Here is a 25,566-nt window from a genome sequence, read left to right on the forward strand (position 1 = left end):
CATTCATTTGTTACCTTTTCTCACATGATATAATAGGAGAGCAAGGGGCTTATATAGAAAACTGAACAGAATGGATGCCGTAATTCGTAAGATTGCATCTTTTTTGGCTAAAAAAACTTCATTTTGAAGGTTGGGTTATTCGAGTGGATCCATTAGACATTGCTCTCCTCAAATTGTTGCAGGAAGATGGGCGGATGACGGTAAGCGAGCTCTCCAAAAGACTGTCCCTCAGCAGGCCCAGTGTATCGGAACGGATACTACGATTGCAGGAAAAGGGAGTCATTCAAGGGATAAGCGCCAAAGTATCTCCGGCTGCGGTGGGCAGGAACACCATCGTGTTCATACAAATCAGCGAACTCAAAATTTCATACCATGAATTCGAACAAAAAATCGCCAAGGACCTCGATATCATCGAGTGTCACCGCTTAACCGGAAGAATCGACTACATGCTCAAAGCAGCCGTCGGCAGTATGACTGAGCTCAATCAGCTCGTGGAGCGGCTCATGATCTATTGCAGCTTGAACACGTCGGTCGTCTTGGCATCGCCTGTGGCGAATCGGCTGATACTGCCGAAGGAGAAATGAAAAAAAGAACTCGATCCACCTTGGGGTGGATCGGGTTCTTTTTTTGGTGGGTTGGTAACGGCTTACTGGTGAGAAGGGATGTGGTGAGTCATGTGGGAGGAGGGGTTGTAGCGGCCTTTTTGGGCGTTACAGGTGAGGAGGAGCGGAGAGTGCGAGTTTGTAAGGTCTTTGAGGGGCGTTACAGGTTGGAAAAGCGGGGTTCCACGCGGGGAAGAGGGTTGTAGCGGCCTTTTTGGGCGTTACAGTGAGGAGGAGCGGGAAGAGCGAGTTTGTAAGGTCCTTGAGGGGCGTTACAGTTGGGTGTGAACTGGGATTTGTTGCGCAGATAGGCTGTTACATGTAACGTGTTAAAGATCTCAAAAATAAACAACAGGAAAACCTCCCGCTAATATGCCGCAAAACCCCTCTTGGTAGCAATTAGCAGGAAATTCTACAGGTAATTATAGCTTGAACATAGGCCGCATCGCATAAACGGTTGAATTAACAGGAGGAATTCCTGCTATAGGCTGCCAGCTTCAGATGGTGAGTAAAATTAGCTGGAGGTTTTCCATCTATGCTTACTGAGGGACATAGTGGAGCTGACCAAGCCGGGCGCGGCTGACGCCGCCCGGCTAGATCAGCTTGCTGCCCTTGTGCATGGCGGTGCCGCACAAGGGGCACGCCTTCGCCGCGCGCTGCGCTTCCTGCGGCGAAGAGATCCGCGCCCAGGCGTTGCACCGCTCGCCTGGGCATACCCAAGCCGCGACCCGCTCGGCCGCGGCTCTTGGCTTCGCCCCGGCAGCGGCTTTGCCGGCTGCCGTAACAACAACAGCCGCCTGCTTGCCGCGGCTGGCTGCAACCCCAGTGTCCGCGCCAGGGAACGCGGACACAAGAAAGCGGGAAGGCTCAGCCTTCTTCCCGCGAAAAAACAATGGCGAGCTGATCAGCAGCTCCGCCTTCGCCCTGGTGACGGCGACATACGCGAGCCGCCGCTCTTCTTCCAGCGCGGCGCCGGCCTTGTCGCGCTTAGCAACACCCGCCATCTGTACATCGTCCAGATGGCCCGCCTCTAGTGCCGAGCTATGCGGCATGTTGCCCTCAATCGCGCAGAGCAAATAAACGATAGGGAATTCCAGTCCCTTCGATTTATGAATCGTCATGAGCGAGATTTTGTCCGCGGCATGCTCTCTTTTCAATAAACTCATTTCGGTGCGTTTTTCCGCGACCTCCTGGATAAAATATAAAAACTGCTCCACCGTATCGAAACGCTTGGCTGACGATTCCAGCTCGTCCAGCGTTTCCCGCAGCATTTCCCGGTGATGCGTGAGCTTGCTGCGCTTGTTCGTCTCCAGGAACGCGTCATAGAAATCTTTCCGGATCGCTTGGATCCCATCAAGCGGCTTCATTTCCGCAAGCGACTTGATGAGCCGTATCCGGTTCTTCAGTTTTTCTTTTTGAAAATCCTTCAGCTGCGGCAAGCCGAGCAAGTGGATGAGCGGCCACTTTTTAGCCTGAACGGCTTCTTGCTCTTGAATAATCCGCATCCCCTGCTCGCGCCCGATATACAGGCTCGGCAGCACACCTTCCATCGCCTCAAAGTTGCGCCGCTCATGGGCAAGACGGAGGTGGTCGATGATCGGTTTCACCATCCATTGATCATAGAAGGAGTCGGTGCTGCCGTAATCAACGAATGGCAGATTGTGAAGGATCAGCTGCTCAATAATCGCCCGGCTGTTGCTGGCCGTCCGATATAATACGGCGATATCGCCGTAGCTGCCGCTGTCTGTCTCCACTCTGTTCCGAATATCGCTGATCAGCCACTCTGCTTCGTCGTCACTGCTTGTCGGCCGAATGTACTGGGGCTTGACCTCGCTCTGCTTGGTCGCAAGGAGTGTCTTGTTTTTACGCTGGACGTTATGCCGGATGATCGCATTACCCAGACCGACAATGCTGGAAGATGAGCGGTAATTGATATCGAGCGTAACGGTTTTGGCCGTTTGATACTGCTCATGAAACTGTAAAATAAATTCGTTCCGAGCCCCATTAAATGAGTAAATGGTCTGGTCATCGTCCCCGACAACCATCAAATTCTGATGGTGCTGCGCAATCATTTTGATGATTTCATACTGTACAGTATTCGTGTCCTGAAACTCATCGACACTAATATATGTGAATTTTCGCTGAAGCGAGCGCAGCACATCGGGCTGTTCTTTCATCAACTGATAAGCTTTGACCAAAATATCATCGAAATCGAACTTATGCTGCTCCATTTTCCATTGTTCATATTGCATGAAAATTTGCTTTACTTCCTGCTCTTCTTCCGTCTTCTCCGGGAGGTCTTCGACCTCGATCAGCTGCATTTTGTAGGAGGAAAGCAAGGAAATCAGCACCTCGGGCTGGTAGGTGTCCTGCAGTCCCATGCTCAGCATGATGCGTTTAATCACGATCTGCTGATACCTGCTGTCACTGAGGATGTCCTGATTGAAGCCATTCATCCGGAGCGTTCGGAGGCAGAAAGCATGGAACGTTCTGACCTGTATGAGACTAGACAAGCTGCTATCAAGCCCTGGCATCAGGGCAAGCCGCTCTCTCATTTCTTCTGCCGCTTTCTTCGAGAAAGTAATGAGCAACAGATTTCCCGGATGAACACGGTGAACTGCGAGCAAATAGGCGACTCGGCAGACCAGAACGGTCGTTTTCCCGGATCCTGCACCGGCCAGCGTAAGCAGAGGCCCTTTGAAATGGCGAACAGCCTGAACCTGCGGTTGGTTCAATAAGATCCCCTGCGTCTCCAAATCACGGAAAAAGTATGCATCGTCGTCATCTGTATCTGACACAAAATCTCGGCTAGTCGTTAATTGCGCCATACGCGCATGCGGGATGGTCCGGTTACCGGGAAGACCGGCGCCGAACGGTGTCGGGTGTAAAGTATGTTTCATCATGTCATCACCTGCTAATGCGTTACTTAGAATATACATTCTACCACATTTGCAAATGAAGTAGGGGAGTGTCATATTAACAAGTAACACGATGTTTCGTTCCTCCCAAAGCGAAAGGAGATCTGCACGCATGATCCTGTCTAACGTCAAGGAAATATGGAAGCAGTTTCTGAAGCATGATGTGTTAGGGCTTTCTGCGCAGTGTGCGTATTATTTTCTGTTATCGTTGTTTCCGTTTCTTATCTTTATTATCAGTCTGCTCGGATACTTGCCGTTTTCCACTAAGGACGTCATTGCCTTGATAAGAGAGTATACGCCGGGCGCCGTGGCAGGGTGGTTGGAGGAGACGGTTGCTAGTCTGCTGGATGTGAAGCGGGGAGGCACGCTTTCTTTCGGTTTGATCTTGTCGCTAGGCAGCGCCAGCGCGGCGATGAATTCCATTGTACTTGCCGTAAACAAAGCGTACGGGCTTCCTGAGCGGAAAAGCTTCATTCACTCGCATTTTTTAGCGGTGCTGTTGACGCTGGGGATGCTGATTGTCATTGCTTCGGCGCTATTGTTAAGCGTGTTCGGGCAATGGATCGGCGTTTGGTTGCATACGCATGTCCATGTGCCTGCGGCTCATATCCATATTTGGAACAATTTTCGCTGGATCGTTAACTTCATCATTGTGTTCATTGTCTTCATCGGCATTTATTACATAGCCCCGAATACCTGTTTAACGTGTAAAAGCGTGCTCCCAGGCGCGCTGTTCGCTGATGTTGGCTGGCAGGGCACATCGCTGGGGTTCTCGTACTACGTGAACCATTTTACGAACTATAGCGCTACTTACGGCAGTCTTGGCGGCGTCATTGTGCTGATGACGTGGTTTTACATATCGGCATTGATCATTATCGTCGGCGGTGAAATTAACGCCATGGGGCACATGCGCAGGCAGCTTAAGAAATCATAGATAGCGTTTGAAAAAGAAATAGACCTCTCTCTGAGTCATTCAGATGGAGGTCGTTTTTGTTGGCTGGTTGGCAGAGGCTCCCTGTGCCAAACTAACTTTCCTTAAGGATAAGCGCGATTTTCCGCGTTAAAAGGTGAAAAGTCCATGAATGGGGCGACTTAGTACTGTTTTTTAGCGTTAAAGTCGTCAGTTATATTGCCACCTGAGCATTAATGGAAGGTTAAGCAGGTTTTTCATTGTTAAAGTGTCTTGGAAGCATGAGAGGCCGGGAATTAGCGCTGTTTTTCCGCGTTAACCACGGTAGATTCACACATCCGCACGTCTGCCGGCAGGGTACTAGAACGGCTTAATTCCGTACTCCTCGATCTTCCGATACAGCGTCGTGCGGCCGATTTGCAGGAGCGAGGCCGCCTTGCTAAGGTTCCAGGATGTCTGCTTCAGCGCCCGCTGAATCGCTGCGATCTCCACGTCGCGCAGCGACATGGAGGCAGCAGTTGGCACATCTGCGGAAGCCCCAACTGCCGAGCTCGCAGGCTCAATGTCATCGAGCCTAATATGCTGCGCGCCGATCGGTCCTCCTTCCGCTAGGAAGCAGGCCTGAATCAGCACGCTGTTCAGCTCCCGCAGATTACCGGGCCACGCGTGCTGCAGCAGCTTTTGCTGCGCCTCGCTGGTCAGAATCGGCGTCGCGTAGCCGCTGCGATTCAGCAAATGAAGCGTCAGGCTCAGCAGGTCCGTTCTTTCGCGCAGCGGCGGCAGGTGAAGTTGGATGCCCTTCAAGCGGTAAAACAAATCCGCGCGAAACCGTCCAGCCTTCACCTCCTCCGGCAAATTCCGATGCGTCGCCGCGATGATGCGTGTATCGACGCGCCGGCTCTTGGTGGCGCCTACCGGTGTGATGGTGCCTTCCTGCAGCACGCGAAGCAGAGCGGCCTGCGCGCGAAGCGACATGTCCCCGATCTCGTCGAGGAACAGGGTGCCGCGGTGCGCGGCTTCGAACTTGCCTTTGCTGCCGTCGCGGCTCGCGCCGGTGAAGGCGCCGCGCTCGTAGCCGAACAGCTCGCTCTCGACGAGCGTATCGGGAATCGCGCTGCAGTTTACGGCAACAAAAGGCTGCGCTGCGCGCGCACTCGCCGTATGGATCGACTGCGCGAACAGCTCTTTGCCGGTGCCGCTTTCGCCCAGCAGCAGCACAGGATGCACCGTGAGCGCGGCCTTCTGCGCGAGCTCTTTGGTCTGCACGAAGCCGGGACAGGTGCCGGCGATGTCGTGGAACCCGTACAAGCGATCTTCGTCCGCTTGTACGGGTTTTTGAACGGCGACGGAACGCCAAACCTTGTGACGTTCGTCCAGTAAAGTCTCCACCGCGAAGCCCTTGGCGCCGGTGAACTCCCGGCCAATCGCGTCTTTGCCCAGAATCTGAAGCGCAGCTTGATTCGCCCGCAGGATGCGATTGTCGCTATCGAGGGACAGCAGCGGCATGGCGTGCTGTCCCATGGTATAATCCAGCTCCTTCAACGTAAGGAGATGTTCTTTTTTGGATGCTTCCAGCAGCAACCGATTCTGCAACGAATCGGCCGCCAGACACGCGAGTATTAGGGTGTAAGCGTGGTAGCTTTCCCTTTTGCCGCTAATATTAATGACGCCAAGCAGCTCGCCCGTCGGACTGAACACGGGGGCCGATGCACACGTCAGAAACCGATTAGCTTCGAAATAATGCTCCTCCGCATGAACGCGAACCGGCTTTTGTTCCGTTATGGCGACGCCGATGGCGTTCGTGCCTTTTCGCTTTTCGTCCCACGAAGCGCCTACTTGAAGTTGTACCCTCTGCGCTTGTGTGGCGAAGTCCGGGTCGCCCACCGCGTGGATAATCGTACCCTGCGCATCGATCAGAAGCGCAGTTTGCTTCGATTCCTGAATGAAGCGGCTGCAAGTATCGAACACCTGCCGGGTATGCGCAATGATCGGTGCATTTTGTTTGACAAGTTCCCGAAGGCCGTTCTCGGCAATCAGGACATCGTGAACGGGCTCAAACGGTTTGAGCCCATATTCTTGACAACGCTTCCACGATTTTGCGGTTATGTCTGAGAAGTCGGTAGTGAACAGAGATGACAATCCAAACACCTCCAACCCGAAGATTCACGTTTCTGATTTAATCATAGCATAAAGCCCGGGCGATGGGATAAGCGGTCGGACGATTGTACCAAAATGAAACATCTCGCTGTTCCATAACGTGACAACCGATTCGCTCTCATTCGGATCAAAGGCCTTTCCTTAAGCCTTTTTTGAAGTTGGCACGGTTTATGCTAAATGTATGACGAGGCTAATGAGGCCAACTTCACTAAGAAACCCGAAAACTCTAAGGAGGCTGTTACGATGATTTATGCGCAACCTGGACAACAAGGATCGAAGGTCACGTTCAAGCAGCGGTATGGCAACTTTATTGGAGGTTCATGGGTAGAGCCGGTCAAAGGGCAATATTTTGAAAATGTTTCCCCGGTGAACAATCGGATTTTCTGCGAAATTCCCCGTTCGACGGCGGAGGATATTGAACTGGCGCTGGACGCGGCGCATGCGGCTAAAGAAGCCTGGGGACGCACCTCTGTCGCTGAAAGAGCGAATCTGTTAAATAAAATCGCTGATCGGATGGAGGCGAACCTGGAGCTGCTCGCCGTTGCCGAGACCTGGGATAACGGCAAGCCGGTCAGAGAAACGCTTGCAGCCGACGTGCCGCTGGCAATCGATCATTTTCGTTACTTCGCTGGCTGCATCCGTGCGCAAGAAGGCGGACTCAGCCAACTCGACAACGATACGGTGGCGTATCATTTCCATGAGCCGCTGGGCGTAGTCGGCCAGATCATTCCTTGGAATTTCCCACTGCTGATGGCAACATGGAAGCTTGCACCTGCACTTGCTGCCGGCAACTGCGTCGTTCTGAAACCAGCGGAGCAAACGCCTGCGTCCATCCTTGTCTGGTTGGAATTGGTCGAAGACCTGCTGCCGCCTGGCGTGGTCAACGTTGTAAACGGTTTCGGGCAGGAAGCTGGTAAACCGCTTGCGTCGAGCAGTCGAATTGCGAAAATCGCATTCACCGGCGAGACAACGACCGGCCGTTTGATCATGCAATACGCCTCCCAAAATATTATTCCCGTCACACTGGAGCTGGGCGGCAAGTCGCCGAACCTGTTCTTTGAGGACGTCATGGCGCAGGACGACGCATTCTTGAACAAGGCGATCGAAGGTTTTGTTTTGTTTGCGCTCAACCAAGGGGAAGTATGTACATGTCCTTCCCGTGCACTCATTCAAGAATCCATTTATGATGCATTTATGGAAAAAGCTTTGAAACGCGTGGCCGCCATTAAGCAGGGCAATCCGCTGGATACCGAGACGATGATCGGCGCTCAAGCTTCGACCGAGCAGGTTGAGAAGATTTTAAGTTACATCAATATCGGACAGCAGGAAGGCGCCGAATGTTTGATCGGCGGGGGCCGTGCTGCCATGAGCGGGGATATTGTCGACGGTTATTATATTCAGCCGACTGTGCTGAAAGGCCATAACAAAATGCGCATTTTCCAAGAGGAAATCTTCGGGCCGGTCGTATCGGTTACGACATTTAAGGATCAAGAAGAAGCGCTGGCAATTGCTAACGATACGCTGTACGGCTTGGGCGCCGGAGTCTGGACGCGCGATATGAACACCGCTTACCGCATGGGCCGCTCCATCGAAGCGGGTCGCGTCTGGACCAACTGCTACCACGCCTATCCGGCTCATGCTGCTTTCGGCGGCTACAAAGTGTCGGGTATCGGTCGTGAAAATCACCGTATGATGCTGGATCATTACCAACAAACCAAGAACTTGCTTGTCAGCTACAGCCCTAACGCGCTGGGATTCTTCTAAGAGGCGGCGGACGCTATGGCGGACACGGAACCCGTCGTTCTAAAAGTCATTTGCACCGATGCCGCTTCGCAGCTGATTGATACGCTGCAAGCGAAGCATGGGCCTGTGATGTTCCATCAGTCCGGAGGCTGCTGTGACGGCAGCTCGCCGATGTGTTATCCGCAGGGGGAATTCCTCCTTGGCGATCAGGATGTGTTGCTGGGCGAGATTCACGGCGCCCCGTTCTATATGAGCAAGGCACAGTACGAGTATTGGATGTACACGCAGTTGATCATCGATGTGATCCCTGGACGAGGCGGCATGTTTTCCTTGGAGGGACCCGAAGGGCTGCGTTTTCTCACACGCTCGCGTGTGTTTACACCAGAGGAGCTGGCGATCCTGAAATTGCCGTAAGTCTACTGACCGAAGAAGCTGTTTGAAAGTCATGCGCAGGCCATGATCTTCAGGCGGCTTCTTTTTTTACGTCCGGGCACAGGACGGTCGTTAGCCCTTTTTCTTGACATAATATCCTTTTGTGAAAGCGTTCCATGCCTTTTGCAATTTACGATCGTTTTGCTGGCCGGCGAGTTCCATGCATTCAATCTAATCGATTAACGAACATGGGTCGTTATTAGAGCATAACTTTGACGCTAATTTATTGGGATGAAGGTTCAAGAGGGGCTCGAACGAACAAAGGTCCTAAATTTAAGAACAATAGAGTCAATTTCATAATTCAAAAGCCTTGCCACATAAGGGTTTGCAGCATCAAAGAAAACAACTACCTCCCCAAGTCTAATTTTGGGGTGTTAGGGAATTGAATGGACTTCCCAAAAAAAACCACAAAAGAAATCACTTTTGTTGATAAGTCTCTCGCCTGAAATATGAAATTCGCAGTTTTGTTAATAATTTCTGTAATGGTTATAACTCCTTGTGGACAAAACGGACTTTTATTATGAAATTGACTCCATATGGTCTTAAATTGTTAATGATATCGCCGTGCGATAGCCCAAGCTCAGCATCTGGCATCATTACCGGTTATGAGGGCGGAACATTCCGGTTTTCGGCTGCTGCCCCAGCATGACATCGCGAGAGCGGTTGTCCCTGAGCAGTTTCGGCTGCTTTTGCGACAGTTTTTTATTTCATGGAAGTCATAAATTCCTGGAAGGCAGGAGAAATTAATGAAAAATGTCAAACTATGGAGGGGGCCTCATCTTGAGTCATACAGCAAATAAACTGTCCATCTTCGCGCTGGGGGGCGTAGGCGAAATTGGCAAAAATATGTACGTCATTCAATACGCCGACGATATTGTCGTTATCGATTGCGGGTCCAAGTTTCCGGATGAAAGCTTGCTGGGGATCGATTTAATCATTCCGGACATTACGTATCTCATTGAAAATAGTCATAAAGTCCGGGCTTTGATCATCACACACGGTCACGAGGACCATATCGGGGGCTTGCCCTATATTTTGAAACAATTAAATATGCCCATTTATGCAACCCGATTAACGCTTGGGCTTATCGAGGTCAAGTTAAAAGAGGCCGGGCTGCTGGCGGATACGGAGCGGATTCTGATCAACTCGGATTCGAGTCTGACATTTGGATCGATAACGACAACTTTTTTCAAAACGAACCACAGCATTCCTGATTGTCTTGGCGTCGTGTTCCATACACCGGAAGGCAATGTCGTACATACGGGTGATTTTAAATTTGACCTGACCCCGGTAAACAACCAATATGCGGATCTTCATCGGATGGCCGATATCGGTAGGAACGGGGTGCTGGCGCTCTTATCCGAGAGCACGAATGCAGAGCGTCCGGGCTTCACGCCGTCAGAACGCCTAGTTGGCGAATCGATTACGGAAGCTTTTATCAAAGCCAAGCAAAAAGTGTTTTTATCCACATTCGCTTCGAATGTTCATCGGCTCCAACAGGTCGTAGTTGCTGCGCTGCTGACCAATCGCAAATTGGCGCTGCTGGGACGCAGTATGGTGAATGTGGTCAAAATTGCTTCCGAGCTGGGGTATCTTACCATCCCCGAAGGCATGCTGGTTGAAGCCGGGGAAGTGAACCAAATGGCGCCTGAGCGCATCGCGGTGCTATGTACCGGGAGTCAGGGAGAGCCGATGGCTGCGCTGTCCCGGCTTGCGAGCTCCAATTACCGGCAGGTGGAAATTTTGGCTGGCGACACCGTCATCTTGGCGGCTTCCCCGATTCCAGGCAATGAGCGAAATGTATCGCGGACCATCGATAATCTGTTGCGGTTGGGGGCCAAAGTCATTTACGGTTCCGGATCGGTTACCGGCATGCATGTTTCCGGACACGCCAGCCAAGAAGAGTTGAAGCTTATGCTGTCGCTAATGAAACCGACTTATCTGATTCCGATCCACGGTGAGTTCCGGATGCTTCATCATCACGGTCTATTAGCGGAGCAGGTAGGTGTAGAGCCGGCCAATATCTTTATTTTGAATAATGGGGATGTAGTCGATATCGAGCAAGGCGAAGCGCGCCAAAGCAGAAAAGTGACTGCGGGGAACACCCTTGTAGACGGCTGGGGCATCGGCGATGTAGGGAATATTGTCTTGCGCGACCGCAAGCATTTGTCCGAAGACGGTATTCTTGTTGTCGTCATCACGCTTAGTAAAGCAGAGGGGCGTATTGTGTCTGGACCTGATATCATCTCTCGCGGATTCGTTTATGTGCGGGAGTCGGAGAGGCTTCTGGATGAGGCTAGCCGTATCGTTGCGGACACGATTACGAAACTGCAGGCAGAGAACGTTAGCCAATGGAATTCGCTTAAAATCAGTGTGAAGGAAACGCTAGGCCGGTTTCTATATGACCAAACGGGAAGACGTCCCGTCATTTTGCCCATTATCATGGAAATTTAGCTCGCCTTTTTCCAAGACCCTCCAAGACCAAAGTCCAGTCTCAAACTAAACCAGAGTCAGTTATAGAGGCTCTTTATTTTAGTTAAACTGGAAATAGATAAAAATTAAGGATCGGTTTGGAGGCGCGTCGAAATGGAATGGATAAGCACGCTCTTTGAGCAATATGGGTACTATGTGTTATTTCTCGGATTATTTACCGAATCGATAGCCTTGCCTTTTCCGGGGGAATTGGCAATGGCTGTATCCGGTCATATGGCTGCGCTGGGGAGTTTTCATATCCTATTCGTCTTCCTATGCTCTTATCTGGGAGCGATCGTGGGTACGATAATCACGTATTATCTGGGCTATAAGCTGGGCACTCCGTTCTTTGAAAAGTACGGCAAGTTCTTTTTTATGAACCAGGAGCGAATCGCTAAGATTACACAATGGTTTGATAAATATGGGAATAAGCTGCTGTTCGTCAGCTATTTTATCCCCGGGCTGCGGCATTTCACGGGCTATGTGTCCGGCATTCTCAAAGTACGGTTACGCACATTCTGCTTGTATAATTTCACGGGCGGATTTCTGTGGGTGTTGACTTATGTCATGATCGGCCACCTGTTCGGCCATAAAATAGAACAATTGCTCCACCTTATTTCACACTATGCCACGGTTGCTATTCTGGTTGCGGTTATCGGAGTCGCGATTGGATTCTACGTGAAACAAAATAAATCAGCGATTGTGAACTGGATACGAGCTCGCAGAAAGCCGAAAAAAGTCGGCGGCCGTGCGGCAACCCGGAGAATGAAACCAAGATCGTTCGACAGGCCTTGAAATAAGGGGGCAGCTCAGCCCCTGGTAATCGGTATGCGTCATATCCTCATAAAGCAGCATTCACATTTAATTTCCTCTTGCTTACGGCAAACGATACGATGGCCACAACGAAACTCAGTAAAATCGTCCCGCTTGCGACCCACGGATTATATTGAACTGTAGACATTGAAGTCACGACTGCGCCTCCCAATCCGGCACCTGTTGCGAGTCCTAAATGAATAACGGAAGTGTTTAAGCTTAGAACCAAATTGGAAGATTGAGGCGCCTGTTGGATAAAGTAAGTTTGGATGGCGGGAGCGATGACGAACATGGACAAAATCCATATCGTAATCACCGCTATGCCAAGCGTAAATGATGCGCTAAGCAGCGGTAGCAAGGCCAAGGATAAGGCCTGAGCTGCCAATCCGTATAAAATCATTCGTACGGCTCCCCATTTGTCTACGCCATAACCGCCTATACGAGAGCCAATCGCGCCAAAAACTCCAAAAACCAGCATCGCAATCGCGATATCGGACGTATTCATCCGAAGGATCGTTGCCAGAAAGGGGGTCAAGTACGTATACATGACCGAGCCTCCGGCTTCCCTGAAAAAGGTGACGAACAGTCCGGCGAGAATGACCGGATTGGCCAATATGAGGAACTGCTGTTTGAATGAGACCGGAGCATCCCCTTCGATTTCAGGAAGCAGATAGATCATTCCAATCAGGATGAACAAGCTGATCATCGCGAGCAGGATAAAAATAATCTGCCAATTAAACCAATGGGTCAAAGCGATACCGATTGGGACGCCAAGCACCATGGCGCTGCTAAATCCAAGAATTACCGTACCCATCGCACTTCCGATTTTTTCGACAGGCACTAATTTACTAACGGATCCGAAAGTGACAACGAGGTATACGCCTGCGCTCAGCCCCAAAATTATTCGGGATACAAGCAGCAGTGTAAAATTGAAGCTTCCGAAAGAAATCAAGCAGCCTAGGATGAATACCGATAAGGAAGCGATCAGCATTTTTTTACGCCCTACTCGGGAGGTTAACGATACCAGGATCGGGGTTCCAATGGCAAAAGCCAGCGAATAGGCCGTAATTAATTGTCCGGCAAGGGCAACTGAAATGCCCATCTCGCCAGCAATCACATTTAGAATTCCGGCGACTACCAATTCGGATGTGGCGGTCAGGAAGACTCCTAAAGTAAGAAGATATATAAGCATACGTTTCATAATCATGTTCCTTTCTGTCGACCCTTTTTAGGTGAATCGGGAACATGGCTAGCTCATGAGTCCCGCAATCGCTGACGCCGCCACGTCTGGCAGCGCGCTTGTTGATTTAGATTATAATGGAGCAAGTGAAACGATGTAAGAACGCAAAGTATTTGGATATGATCCAACTATTTTGATTTACTAACTAAAAGTAAGCTTGCGGCGGCCTTTTTAACCTGCAAAAAGTTATACCTAAATGATCAAACCTATTGGATTATTCCCCTGGAATCCCGATGATAGAATGGTCTTCTAGACTATTTAAGTAAAGGGGAATGACTATGATTGCCAGAGATGACTATCCTCGCCCGCAATTTGTTAGAGACGCTTGGATGACCTTAAACGGAACTTGGGACTTTGCTGCAGATGATAGGCATGTAGGTCTTGCAGAAAGATGGTACGAGACTGATTCGTTCGACCGAAAAATTTGTGTCCCGTTTACTTATCAGAGCCAGTTAAGCGGTATTCAAGAGCATACATTTCATGATGTCGTTTGGTACCGGCGCTCATTTAAGATTCCTGCAGAACATTCGGGAAATAGAGCCATCCTTCATTTCGGAGCTGTTGATTACGATGCGAAGGTATGGGTCGACGGTCAACTCGTATGCAGCCATCAGGGGGGCAATAGTTCATTTTCCGTCGATATCACGGACGTTTTGAAGGGTGAAGAACATAATATCGTAGTGAGAGCGCAAGATTATTTCGAAGATTTAACACTGCCGCGTGGGAAGCAATATTGGAAAGAAAAGGGCGAAGTCATGTGGTTTACCAATATGACAGGGATCTGGCAATCGGTATGGATCGAGTTCGTGCAAAACGTATACTTGGAGCGTGTTCGCTTTACGCCGCATCTGGACACGAATGAAATTGAAATCGAAACTTTCATCGAAGGCTTAGCGAGGGGACAGCACGTCGATTTGTGCATAGAGATCACATTTGAAGGTGCTTTTATAGCGAAAGAGATCATTCGGGCCGGGGACGAGGAGAGCAGGCGTATTCATCTAAAGGATTTCAACGATCACGGGTTCGGGAGATGGTGGTCGCCGGAAAAACCTAATTTATACGATGTGCAATTTACGTTGCTGCTGGACCGCAGTCCCATCGATCGGGTGACAAGCTACTTTGGCGTTCGCAAAATTTCCATTGAGAATGGAAAAGTATGCCTCAATAACAAGCCGTATCAAATGAAGCTGGTGCTGGATCAAGGCTACTACCATGACGGTATCTTGACTGCGCCTTCGGATAATGCCATTCGTCTTGATGTAGAGTTATGCAAACAAATGGGTTTTAACGGAGCAAGGAAGCACCAGATGGTAGCCGACCCTAGATACTTGTACTGGTGTGACAGGCTTGGTTTGCTCGTGTGGGGCGAGATGGCCAATGCCTACAAATACTCGGAGTCTTATGCTTACAAGATGACTAGCGAGTGGGGTGAAGTGATCAAGCGGGATTATAATCATCCGTGCATTGTTGCCTGGGTGCCTCTGAACGAAAGCTGGGGAGTTCCGGACATCTGGAATAATGCTAAACAGCGCCACCATGCGATGTCTTTGTACCATTTTACCAAATCGGTGGATACTACTCGTCTTGTTCTCTCGAACGACGGCTGGGAACATTGTTTATCGGATCTGTGTACGATTCACGATTATGCACATGACCGGGCGGTCCTGATGGAGCGATATTCAAGTATCGAACAGGTAATGAGCGATTTACCGGCCAAAAAATTCATTTATGCCGAAGGGTATCAATATGGCGGGGAGCCGGTACTGGTCACGGAGTTCGGGGGTATTAACTTGAGAGTACTGCCTGAATCGCCCGTTGTTACGCCGTGCGCTGCCGATGAGCGCCAATTCCTGGGGCAGCTGGTGGATGTCATACACCCCATGGTTGTGTCCGGAATGCTGCAGGGGTATTGTTATACGCAATTAACCGACACGGAGACGGAAATTTGCGGATTGCTCACTTGGGACCGAAAGCCTAAAATTCCGCTCAGTTTAATTCGGCGTATCAATGAAGGAGAGCTCGTAGACGAGTTATAATATTGTAAATTTTGGAGACAATCATTTCCGAGCCCCCTGACTCCGCTATGGACATATCTATGCTATATTTGGATGACAGGATAGGAGGAATGGTGAGTGCCTAGGATTCGGCAATGGATAAGCTACAGCTTTCAATGGCAAATCAGGTTTCTTCGAAAATTTACGGTCAAGGAACGGTTGTTTCTTACCTTTCTGACGATCTCGATCATTCCCCTGGCAATAGCGGCAGGAGTGTCCTTTGTATACTCATATAGCGATACTATGCAAAAAAACGAATCCACCTCGATGCAGCTTATTCAGCAGATTAGAGTCAACACGGAATTGCTGATGGCGAACTATGAAGCCTTGCTTCAGGCGGTAGCCAATGACGATATGATCCAGAGCGGCATGAAACAGGCGGCAAGTCTCAGTAAACTTCAGCAATATAGCTTGGACGATTCGATAAAGAAGATGCTGAATGCCAAGTTAATGAACAATCTGGCTGTCGAAGGAATAACCGTTTCACTGCTTGACAATGAATACGCCATGTTTGCCGGCAGCCGGATGGTTCCTCCAATATATACGGACACCAACTTGTATAAACAAACGATTTCAGACTCGAAGAAAGGCTTTACCTGGCTCCCTCCTCATCTTAATGAAGTGGAGGGATTTTTCCAGACGGGAAACAAAATATTGAGCGTTTCCATGCCGATTCAGGATCGCTGGAGGGGAACAAACTTCGGTATGGCCGCACTTGCCATCAACCCAAGCGTGTTTAGTCATATTTTCGCCGGTCTGGCAGAATCTGAACTAGGAAACGTCGTCATCATAGACAATTCCGGGACTACCGTATATACCGACAAGCCAAGTGAATGGGGAGAGCCTTACCAGGATGTGCAGCTGGCTGCGTCGCTTCGCGATGATTCCCGGGATAAAGGCAGGTTTGATTACAAGACTGCGGATGGGAAGAAATTCATGATTTCGTTTACCAAGATCAGAGAGAACGGGTGGACCATTGTAAATGAAATATCTTACGATTATTTGCTAAGCAGCATAAGAAAGATTAATTTGTTTACGATTGTCCTATCCATTTCTATTATGGTGTTGTGCGGATATGTGGCTTTGCTAGTGTTCAAAAGCATATTCGGCAGTATTTATGCACTGATGCAATCCATGCGCAGCCTGGAGAAAGGAGATTTTCAGCTCTCGTATTCACCGGAAACGGGGAGGGATGAAATTCAGCATTTGACCGCATCTTATTATCGGATGGTCGAACGGTTAAACGATGTGATTAATCAATTGTATCGGGAAAAACTCATCAAGCAAGAGATGCAAATTAAAGCTTTGAAAGCGCAAATCAACCCGCATTTTTTATACAATACGTTAGAGACGATCTCCAGCTTGGCTAAAATCCACGGCGTGCAACCCATCAGTCGAATGACGACTTGGCTGTCGCAAATCTTTCAATACAGCATCGCCGGAGAGGAAGATTTTGTCGCTCTAAGAGATGAAATTCGTATCTTGGAAAACTATCTGAAGATCATTCATATTCGTTTTGGGGACAAGATGTCTTTTGACATTGAGATTTCGGAGGAGTTGCGCGATTGCACCGTTCTCAAGCTGATCCTGCAGCCTCTTGTAGAGAATGCCGTGCTTCATGGGATCGAACCAAAATTGGAACCGGGAAATATCCGAATCCGGGCACTAAAGCGAGAACGCCTGCTCCATCTCTCTATTGAAGATGATGGTGTCGGTATGAATGCTGAGCGCCTCGAAGAGCTAAAAGGCATGCTGACGGCAGTTGAGGAGCAGCAGCATAAGTCTTTGAACGGAATCGGTCTGTTGAATGTGAAGGAAAGGCTATGGCTCATTTATGGGCGAAGCTCCGGACTGGAGATATCCAGTAAGGAAGGAAAAGGAACGGTCATCGAAATTTCACTGCCTCTTTCCGGGCAATTATGAAATGAGTGAAAGCCATGTATAGAGTGATGCTTGTGGAAGATGAAAAGATCATTCGAGAAGGACTTAAGATATCCTTGGACTGGGAACAGTTTGAATTGTCCGTTGTCGCTGAAGCAAGAGACGGAATTGAAGGGCTGGCGATCGCCCGTGAGGTTCGTCCGCATCTGATCTTCTCCGATATTCGCATGCCCGGCATGGATGGCCTTGAATTCGCGCAGAACGTTCTGCAGGTGCTGCCGGATGTGAAAATCATCATCATTAGCGGATATAAAGATTACGATTACATCCGCCAATCGCTGCAATTGGGCTTGTTCGATTATTTGCTGAAACCGATCGACCAGGAAGAGCTCGAACGCGTCGTTCAGAAAGCCGTCCAGCAAATTCATAAAGACGAGTCCAGCAAGCAGATGAACATTGAGACCAATTCGCTTATTCGACAAAGCCGGAATGTCCTGCACTCCGCTATGTTAAATCGGCTGACTCTAGGTGATCTTGACCCGTTGCAGCTCCCTAAGACGGACCCTTTCCTGCAGGGTCTAACCATGGAGAGCTATATGTGCGCTGTACTGCGTATCGAAAATCTCCAAGAAGCCGTTCGCGGTCGGTTTGAAGGGGATGAAGCCGCGCTTCTGTTCAGCCTGTTGAATATTTGTGAAGAGTCTGCAAGCAAGGATACGTTCGTTTTTCAACAATATGGCCTGAACAAACAGATTACATTGCTCAAAGGTATGAAATCATCCAGTGAGGCTAAGGAAGCGGAGCACTTTCTGCAATCCTGCCGGCGTCTTCTGGCTAATATCAAACAATTTGGCAAGATTGAGGCCAATATCGGCATAGGACAAGCACATTCCGGATGGAAACGGATCCACAGTTCCTATGTCGAAGCTTGCGTCGCTGTCGAGCAAACGACTTTCGCTGAACACGGTCAATTGAAGCTTGCAGAGACTAAGTCCGTGCACAAATCAACCGTTCTGACGACCCCGGAATTCGAATCGCTCCTGCAAGACGCTATCAAACAAAGGGATGAAGAGAAGATTAGGGGCTTTATCACCGCATTGTTTCATTCAACGGAAGCAAGGAATGCTACCCGGAAAGAGGTGTTTGACACCATGGGTAGGATGGTTGCTTTCGTCAACCAGATCCACCCTCATGATGAGGACTTGAACCGCGGTAAAGATTATTTGATGAATCTTGAATTCAATCTATTCCGTTCTTTCGATTCCATAGAGGAGATCATAGGCTGGATGTATGAGTATGTTGCGGTTCGTCTTAGTGGCGGAAACCCTGTTTACCCGAACTCGCACGTACTCATTCAGCGTTTGAAAGATTATGTGACAGATAATTTCAGCTCCGACCAGGTTTCGCTTTCCTTCTTATCCGTCAAGTTTGGTATGAGCATCTATCAAATTTGCCGCTTGTTTAAACGCGAGTTTGGTGTAAACTTCCACGTCTATCTGACTGAACTGAAAATGCAGCGGGCCAAAGAATACTTGCGCGGCACGTCGATGTCGGTGCAAGATATTGCATACCTGGTCGGCTATAAAGAGTTGAAATACTTCTTTAAGGTGTTTAAAAAACAATCGGGACTAACTCCCTCTGAATATCGCAACCATCGTTCTTAACCTAATTTGTCTAATTCGTCGCTCATCTAGAGCGACTTTTTTTGCTAGTCCCCCAAAAGTGACGCAAACCTTCGAAGTTAATTCCGATTACTTTTGGGGGAGCCCCCACATATCTATACAGTTTAATAGTGCAAAAAGGTATACCTCATAGGTCAAAAGTGTCGGATAATATCGAATCGAACCGGATGCTATAATCGGGTATATCCATTGATAGTACTAAATTAACATGAGAGGGAGGGATAAGGATGCCTGCAAGCAGTAATAGGTTAAGCAGCAGAATGGACCGGTGGGCGCCAATGATCTTCATAGCACCGACCGTGATCGTCATTTCCTTTTTAATGATCATTCCGTTCATATACTCTGTATACTTGAGCACACTATCCTACAAACTGACGCTGCCTTCCAAAATGATCCATTTTGCGGGGGTTGAAAATTTCATTACTATATCGAAGGAACCCGCATTTCGGAAAGCCATCTGGTGGACGTTCGAATTCGCCGCGGTTGCAGTAGTCATACAAGTTACAATTGGCATGGCGATGGCGCTTGTATTGAACAGCAAGGCATTCGGAAAGAAGAAGAACGTATTCAAGAGTCTTTTTATCATGCCGCTTATGCTCGCCCCGATCGTATCGGCAAAGATGTGGTCGTTACTATTTCAAGTCATTTACGGGCCGATCAATTTTGTTGTGACGCAGCTCGGTTTTTCGAAAATCAGTTGGAGCGGTGAAGTATTGCCGGCCAAACTATCCATTCTCCTTGTTGATATCTGGCAAGCATCGCCTTTCTGCATGTTAATCCTGCTAGCTGCATTGAAAACGGTGCCAAAGGAATTGACAGAAGCGGCAATGATAGATGGGGCGGGTCCCGTCCATATCTTCTTCCGTATCACATTGCCACTCATTCGCAATTTTATCGCGCTCGTCGTATCGATTCGCGTTATGGATGCTCTTCGTGTGTTTGATAGCGTTGTTGCCCTCACTAACGGTGCTCCCGGAGGGGCGACGGAGACGCTGGCTACTATAACTTACAAGACAGCTTTCCGTTATGCGGATATCGGCGCCGGCTCGGCAGGCTCCATCTTGTATTTCCTGTTTATCGTGGTGTTCTCGCTTTGCACCTTTATCCTTCTGCAGCGTAAGGCAGTTACCAACTAGAGGGGAAATCAACCATGAAAACTACTGTGAATCGCCTTGTTGTCGCTGGTTTCCTAAGCCTGTTTACGTTATTCTTCATGTTTCCCATTTATTGGACGTTGACTACATCCATGAAGCCGAAAGAATCAATCATCAAGCTTCCTCCCGAATGGTTTCCGCTTCATTTTACTTTTACGAACTATTCGGATGTTTTCACTCAGAATCATCTCCTGCATACATTTTTCAACAGTTTGATAGTTGCGTCCGTTACAACCGTGATTACTGTTGTCATAACCGCTTTAGGGGGATACGGTTTTTCCAGATTTCGCTTTCGAGGAAGAAGCTTCTGGGTATATACGACCATTATCGTGCGGATGATACCCGGACTGCTCTTCATCATTCCGTATTACGTCATGTTTCAGAAGGTTGGATTGCTCGACAAGCTATCGGGGTTGATTATTGTAGATGTAACTGCTGCTCTGCCGCTGGCCATTTACTTATTCATGGGATTTTATAACGAAATGCCCTCCGAAATATTCGAATCCGCCACAATGGACGGTTGCTCCGAATATGGGAAATTTACCAGAGTAGCTTTGCCGCTGGTTACCCCGGGCATTGTCGTTACTTCCATTTTAGTATTCATTGGCGCTTGGAATGAGTTCTCTTTATCCCTGATATTAACGTTCTCCGACGATAAGAAGCTGCTCCCGCTTGCCATCAGCAGTCTGATTGAAGTGCAGAAGGATACGCCCCTTGGGACGCTTGCAGCTGCAGGAACGATCGCCATGATACCGACGGTGATCCTGTCCTTGACAACACAGAAATATATCGTCGAAGGCTTCACGGCAGGCGCCGTTAAAGGGTAGGGGAGCAGCGCTATTCTTAAGGGAGGTGATTTCGTACGGCGAACAGATAGGAAAGCTGTATGAATAGTTACTGATAACAAGTCGATTGAGTCGATCAGGAGGGTTGAATATGGTAAAAATGATTAGTAAACGGAGTTTTATGTTGCTAGGCACAGCTATTATTGTGAGCGGCGTCATGTCGGGCTGCACGTCAGCAAAGAATGATGCCGGTACGGGGGATAAAACGAAAAGTTCCAATGAGGTGGCCAGCCCTGCTGTTAAAGTAGAAGGTCCGGACGTGTATGGGATCAAACTGACGGACATGGATGCAGGCGGTACCCTGAAGAATCAGTATAAAGGTAAAAAGATCATTGTCGCTACGATGGCTGGAGATACGGAAAAGGCGCTTAAAGACGCAGCGGAATATTTCCAGAAGGCATCCGGGGCGACGGTTGAGGTTCAAAGCTTCCCCGCGGAATCGTATATGGAGAAAATTCAGCTTGATTTGCAGGCTAACAAATCTTTCGATGCGGTTGTCATGCCGGTTGCGCTCATTCACGGTTTTGCCGAGGGAGGACTTGTACAAGACCTGAAGCCTTACATTAATAACAAAGATCTCGTTAGTCCGAGCCTTGCTCTAGACGATTTTATTCCGAGCCTGCTCGATATCTATGGCAATTATAAAGGGAAACTGGTAGCATTTCCTTACAAGCCGGATTCGCAAATATTCTTCTATCGGAAAGATATTTTTGAAGATCCTAAGATGAAAGAAAGCTTCAAGGCAAAAACCGGGAAAGAGCTAACCGTGCCCCAAACACCGGAAGAAATGCTGGAGGCAGCCAAGTTCTTTACCAAGAGTGTAAATCCTGATTCGCCTGTTACCTATGGGTATAGCACCATGGCCGACAACACATCCAGTCGCTGGATCTGGACGAATCGTCTTGCGGCATTCGGTGCCAAAGATATTGATAAGGATTTCAAGCCGGCATTTAACAATGAAGCCGGTCTGAAAGCGCTGCAATTTGCAGTAGACTTATCCAAGTATGCGCCAAAGGAACTTCTTACCCTGCATTGGGACGAAGCGAACACCTTGTTTACCAATGGCGAAGTAGCCATGATGGAACAGTGGCCCGGACTCATGCAGGCGGCGGAGTCGGATAAATCGAAGGTGAAAGGCAAAGTAGGGTACGCTGTGACACCTGGCGGGGCACCAACTATGGGTGGATGGTCCGCAGCAATGACTTCCTCTACGAAAAATCCGGAATTGACCTATAAGTTTTTGGAGTATATCACTTCAAAAGATTTAGAAGTGTTGAAGATCAAGAACAACATGGATCCGACCCGAACATCAAATTATATGAGACCCGAATTGAAGAAACAGTTCCCTATGTATCCGACCTTGCTGGATTCGTTAACGAAAGGAAAAATATTGGCTGACCCTGACGTTCCGTTTGTCTCTCCGAAGCTCAATGATATCATGGAACTTAATATCCAATCTGTCTTGCGCGGTGCGATTCAGCCGAAGAATGCATTGGAGAATATGGAGAAAGGCTTCACTGAAGTCATTGCCTCTACCGGGATCACTAAGAAATGAGTTAAGACAGCCTCTTTTGTAATTGTACCAAAATTATGCGTACAGAAAAGCAGAGAACTTGTGCCGAAAGGGCATGGTCCTCTGCTTTTTGCTGTGATTATATTCGGCAATACCAGGCCCAGCAGCTATCCAAAAATGAGCAGCTTTCGTTTCTGATACCTATCGTTAGAAAGTCTTTAATGAGCTTCATTCATTCGCTATAATGAAACAAAGCTCCGCAAAGTCCAGATAGGAGGCGTTGTCAGTCCGTTATGATAGTAATCACTCATTGGATCGGTTTCGTTCTTGGTATGATGATCGTTGTTTCCACCATCGGAAGTATTATTGATACGTTGATCGTAACTCGAAGTGTTGAATCTCGAATTACTATCGTTTCTTGGGAGATAACCCGTTATATTTTCAAATTGCTCTCCTACAGAACCACGCTCTACGAAAAAAAAGACCGATTGCTTTCCTTCCGCGGACCTGCATCGCTCCTGACAACCTTGGGATTATGGATCGTATTGTTTGTTATAGGCTATGCACTGATGTTCTGGCCATTTACTGAGGGAAACTTCGCGACAGCACTTAAGCTCTCAGGCTCTTCTTTCTTTACACTTGGTGTTGTTTCCTCACCGGATGGGGGCCCGACAGTATTGGAATTCGCAGCTGCGGCTACCGGAATGATTACAATCGCCCTTCAGATTGGGTATTTGCCAACCTTATATAGTTCATATAACAAACGAGAAGCTCTTGTAACGGCATTAAGTATTCGCGTTCGCAGAATTGCATGGGGCCCGAACATTCTCAAGCATCATTATAAAGAAAATGAGATGTCCACTATGCCGACTTTATTTGCGGCTTGGGAAATTTGGGCTGCCGATATTACCGAATCCCATGTCAGTCACCCTTGGCTCATGGTATTTCGCTCTCCACATAGAATGAACTCATGGGTGACAACATTGCTTTCTGTTATTGATGCAGCAGCTCTCTATTTGATCTTGAATCCCTCTCAGGCTCCTGCAGAAGCAAGGCAATGTCTTCGTGCCGGCATCACCTGTTTTCAGACCATTTCGGATTCAATGGGATTCACCGATGAAGTGAGCAGAGCTAATAGTCCGCAGGAAGCAACGCTGAGTTATGAAGAGTTTTTGTATGGTCTTCAATATTTGGAAACCAGCGGTTTTCCTATCGAGATATCCAAAGAAGAAGCTTGGCAACAGTTCCGCGCTATGCGCGCAAAGTATGAATTGTCCGCTTATGAATTAGCCGATTTCGCCTTCGCAGTCCCTGCTCCTTGGTCTGGCATGCGGGATAAAATGACTCCAGAGACCATACTCCCTACGATTCCATTGCCGAATAAAATCTAATCATTCATCCGTGTCTAAAGACCTCGATAGTCTTCTGTGCCGCTTCGCGGCGGGGAGGACGTGTGGCTCACTATTCTTAGCGAGTTCGACCCTATGGGACGCTGATCGACGCCGGAACGACGCGTAGAAAAAGGCAGTGTGGTGAGCCAGAGCGAAGCAATAGTGATTGTTTCATCGTTACAGACGTAGAAGTAAAATGGAATCGTGCCCATAAGCATTTCCATCGTTACTGATTTGAAATGGGCAGATGTCACACCTAATTTCCCCCTTAGTCGCAAATGGAGGGGGTTACATGCAAAAAAACCGTCAGGTGATAACAACACCCTGACGGTTTTTCTTAGTTAAATCCGTTCAACTTTCAGCAGGTTGGTCGTGCCGGATTTTCCAAGCGGAATGCCGGCGGATACGATCGCTAGATCGCCCTTTTTGACGTAGCCGAGTGTCTCCGCCTGCTGGATCGCGGAGCGGATCAACGCGTCCGTGGAGTCGCAGGTTTCTCCGTGAATCGGGATCACGCCCTGCACCATGCTCAAGTAATTGATCGCATATTCGTTCGACGTAATCGCCAGAATGGGCGACTCCGGGCGGTATTTCGCGATCATGCGCGCAGTGAAGCCGCTCTCTGTTGGCGTGAGTATCGCTGCTGCGTGCAGCTTGTTCGCCGACGATACAACGGCCTGGCACAGCACCTCCGTCACTTCGTTATTCGACTCGAGCTGCGCGTCGACCAAGGAGCTGCGCTCCATCGTCTGCTCGACGCGTTCGGCGATGGTCGCCATCATCGTCACGGACTCGACGGGATACTTGCCTGCGGCCGTCTCGCCGGAGAGCATCACGACGTCGCTGCCGTCGAGCACGGCATTCGCAACGTCGCTCACTTCAGCGCGCGTAGGGCGCGGATTCCGCTGCATGGAATCGAGCATTTGCGTCGCTGTAATAACCGGCTTACCTGCCAGATTGCATTGGCGGATCATTTCTTTTTGGGCGATCGGCACTTCCTCCGTAGGAATCTCTACGCCCAAATCGCCCCTAGCCACCATGATGCCATCGGAGGCTTCAAGGATGGAAGCGAAGTTTTCCATGCCTTCTTCGTTCTCGATTTTCGAGATAATCGGCGTGAAGCCCGCGCCGTGCTGCTCCAGAATATGGCGGACTTCCCGGACGTCGTCCCCGTTACGAACAAACGACATCGCGACAATGGAGATATTCTCCTCCACGCCGAATTTCAAATGCATAATGTCCCGTTCCGTCACTCCCGGCAAGGAGGTGCGGACACCGGGCAAGTTCACGCCTTTGCGCTGCTTCAGCACGCTTTGATTCAGGACGCTGCACATAACTTCGGTGCCGTCTATCGTCTCTACTTGCAGCTCGATCGAGCCGTCGTCGATCAGCACCAGATTGCCCGGCTGCACATCCTGGGGAAGCCCCGGGTAGTTAACGGACACGCGGCTGGAATCGCCGATGATCTGTTCGGTGGTGAGGACGATCGTGTCGCCTTTTTGCAAATCGTAGGAAGCGTCCTTCAGTTGTCCGATTCGGATCTCGGGTCCTTTAATATCCATCAGAATCGGAATGGTTACGCCGAGCTCACTGGCGGCTTGGCGCACTCTCGCGATGCGTCCGCGATGCTCGTCCAAATCGCCGTGGGCCATATTCAGCCGGGCAACACTCATGCCGGCGCGGATTAGTTCTTTGAGAGTAGGGACGGAATCGCAAGCGGGTCCCATGGTGCAAATGATTTTCGTTTTACGCATGGTGG

General features: G+C 49.2%; 18 protein-coding genes. 13 read left to right on the plus strand and 5 right to left on the minus strand.

Translation table 11 applies throughout. The features are described from left to right. Nucleotides 1-143: 143 nt before the first annotated feature. A complete protein-coding gene (locus ACFQZT_RS10020; protein WP_379299194.1) occupies nucleotides 144-584 on the plus strand; it encodes an Lrp/AsnC family transcriptional regulator in 441 nt (146 codons plus the stop codon). 611 nt (nucleotides 585-1,195) lie between these two features. Here the strand turns inward: ACFQZT_RS10020 and ACFQZT_RS10025 are convergent. Further along, nucleotides 1,196-3,505, minus strand: a complete 2,310-nt coding sequence (locus ACFQZT_RS10025) for a UvrD-helicase domain-containing protein (RefSeq protein WP_379299196.1) — start codon at nucleotides 3,503-3,505, stop codon at nucleotides 1,196-1,198. Nucleotides 3,506-3,632: 127 nt separating this feature from the next. On the opposite strand from ACFQZT_RS10025, the gene ACFQZT_RS10030 reads away from it, so the two are divergent. Beyond that, on the plus strand, nucleotides 3,633-4,454 hold the full coding sequence (locus ACFQZT_RS10030) for a YihY/virulence factor BrkB family protein (protein ID WP_379299198.1): 822 nt from the start codon (nucleotides 3,633-3,635) through the stop codon (nucleotides 4,452-4,454). Nucleotides 4,455-4,790: 336 nt separating this feature from the next. Here ACFQZT_RS10030 and ACFQZT_RS10035 read toward each other — a convergent pair whose 3' ends face one another. Continuing rightward, entirely contained in the window at nucleotides 4,791-6,569 is a 1,779-nt protein-coding gene (locus ACFQZT_RS10035; RefSeq protein WP_379299200.1) for a sigma-54-dependent Fis family transcriptional regulator, read from the minus strand. A 261-nt stretch (nucleotides 6,570-6,830) separates the two neighbouring features. Here ACFQZT_RS10035 and adh point away from each other — a divergent pair, with 261 nt between their 5' ends. The 4 genes from adh (at nucleotide 6,831) to ACFQZT_RS10055 (ending at nucleotide 12,029) form a co-directional block, all read left to right on the plus strand. Then, nucleotides 6,831-8,351 (plus strand): aldehyde dehydrogenase, encoded by a 1,521-nt coding sequence (adh, locus tag ACFQZT_RS10040; protein WP_379299203.1) that lies wholly within the window; start codon nucleotides 6,831-6,833, stop codon nucleotides 8,349-8,351. A gap of 15 nt (nucleotides 8,352-8,366) precedes the next feature. Then, nucleotides 8,367-8,744 carry a DUF779 domain-containing protein gene (locus tag ACFQZT_RS10045; RefSeq protein ID WP_379299205.1) on the plus strand — a complete coding sequence of 126 codons (378 nt, stop codon included), beginning with the start codon at nucleotides 8,367-8,369 and terminating at the stop codon, nucleotides 8,742-8,744. A gap of 771 nt (nucleotides 8,745-9,515) precedes the next feature. Then, entirely contained in the window at nucleotides 9,516-11,216 is a 1,701-nt protein-coding gene (locus tag ACFQZT_RS10050) for a ribonuclease J (RefSeq protein ID WP_379299207.1), read from the plus strand. 132 nt (nucleotides 11,217-11,348) lie between these two features. Continuing rightward, nucleotides 11,349-12,029: a DedA family protein gene (locus ACFQZT_RS10055; protein ID WP_379299209.1), complete on the plus strand. Its 681-nt coding sequence runs from the start codon at nucleotides 11,349-11,351 to the stop codon at nucleotides 12,027-12,029. 46 nt (nucleotides 12,030-12,075) lie between these two features. On the opposite strand, the gene ACFQZT_RS10060 is transcribed toward ACFQZT_RS10055, so the two are convergent. Beyond that, nucleotides 12,076-13,248 carry an MFS transporter gene (locus ACFQZT_RS10060; RefSeq protein WP_379299211.1) on the minus strand — a complete coding sequence of 391 codons (1,173 nt, stop codon included), beginning with the start codon at nucleotides 13,246-13,248 and terminating at the stop codon, nucleotides 12,076-12,078. A gap of 311 nt (nucleotides 13,249-13,559) precedes the next feature. Here ACFQZT_RS10060 and ACFQZT_RS10065 point away from each other — a divergent pair, with 311 nt between their 5' ends. The 7 genes from ACFQZT_RS10065 to ACFQZT_RS10095 all read left to right on the plus strand — a co-directional run bounded on the left by ACFQZT_RS10065 (nucleotide 13,560) and on the right by ACFQZT_RS10095 (nucleotide 23,807). Beyond that, nucleotides 13,560-15,323 carry a glycoside hydrolase family 2 protein gene (locus tag ACFQZT_RS10065; RefSeq protein WP_379299213.1) on the plus strand — a complete coding sequence of 588 codons (1,764 nt, stop codon included), beginning with the start codon at nucleotides 13,560-13,562 and terminating at the stop codon, nucleotides 15,321-15,323. 96 nt (nucleotides 15,324-15,419) lie between these two features. Beyond that, nucleotides 15,420-17,264: a cache domain-containing sensor histidine kinase gene (locus ACFQZT_RS10070; RefSeq protein WP_379299215.1), complete on the plus strand. Its 1,845-nt coding sequence runs from the start codon at nucleotides 15,420-15,422 to the stop codon at nucleotides 17,262-17,264. 14 nt (nucleotides 17,265-17,278) lie between these two features. Then, entirely contained in the window at nucleotides 17,279-18,886 is a 1,608-nt protein-coding gene (locus ACFQZT_RS10075; RefSeq protein WP_379299217.1) for a response regulator, read from the plus strand. 245 nt (nucleotides 18,887-19,131) lie between these two features. Then, nucleotides 19,132-20,040, plus strand: coding sequence for a carbohydrate ABC transporter permease (locus tag ACFQZT_RS10080; protein ID WP_379299219.1), 909 nt, complete (start codon nucleotides 19,132-19,134; stop codon nucleotides 20,038-20,040). A gap of 14 nt (nucleotides 20,041-20,054) precedes the next feature. Then, nucleotides 20,055-20,885 (plus strand): carbohydrate ABC transporter permease, encoded by an 831-nt coding sequence (locus tag ACFQZT_RS10085; RefSeq protein ID WP_379299221.1) that lies wholly within the window; start codon nucleotides 20,055-20,057, stop codon nucleotides 20,883-20,885. 109 nt (nucleotides 20,886-20,994) lie between these two features. Continuing rightward, a complete protein-coding gene (locus tag ACFQZT_RS10090; RefSeq protein ID WP_379299223.1) occupies nucleotides 20,995-22,458 on the plus strand; it encodes an ABC transporter substrate-binding protein in 1,464 nt (487 codons plus the stop codon). 251 nt (nucleotides 22,459-22,709) lie between these two features. Then, nucleotides 22,710-23,807: a hypothetical protein gene (locus ACFQZT_RS10095; protein WP_379299225.1), complete on the plus strand. Its 1,098-nt coding sequence runs from the start codon at nucleotides 22,710-22,712 to the stop codon at nucleotides 23,805-23,807. A 14-nt stretch (nucleotides 23,808-23,821) separates the two neighbouring features. On the opposite strand, the gene ACFQZT_RS10100 is transcribed toward ACFQZT_RS10095, so the two are convergent. Beyond that, nucleotides 23,822-24,061 carry a hypothetical protein gene (locus ACFQZT_RS10100; RefSeq protein ID WP_379299227.1) on the minus strand — a complete coding sequence of 80 codons (240 nt, stop codon included), beginning with the start codon at nucleotides 24,059-24,061 and terminating at the stop codon, nucleotides 23,822-23,824. 87 nt (nucleotides 24,062-24,148) lie between these two features. Beyond that, nucleotides 24,149-25,561: a pyruvate kinase gene (gene pyk, locus ACFQZT_RS10105; RefSeq protein WP_379299229.1), complete on the minus strand. Its 1,413-nt coding sequence runs from the start codon at nucleotides 25,559-25,561 to the stop codon at nucleotides 24,149-24,151. Nucleotides 25,562-25,566 lie beyond the last annotated feature (5 nt).

Origin of the sequence: Paenibacillus sp. GCM10027628 (assembly GCF_042676385.1) — a bacterium.
GTDB lineage: Bacteria > Bacillota > Bacilli > Paenibacillales > NBRC-103111 > Paenibacillus_E.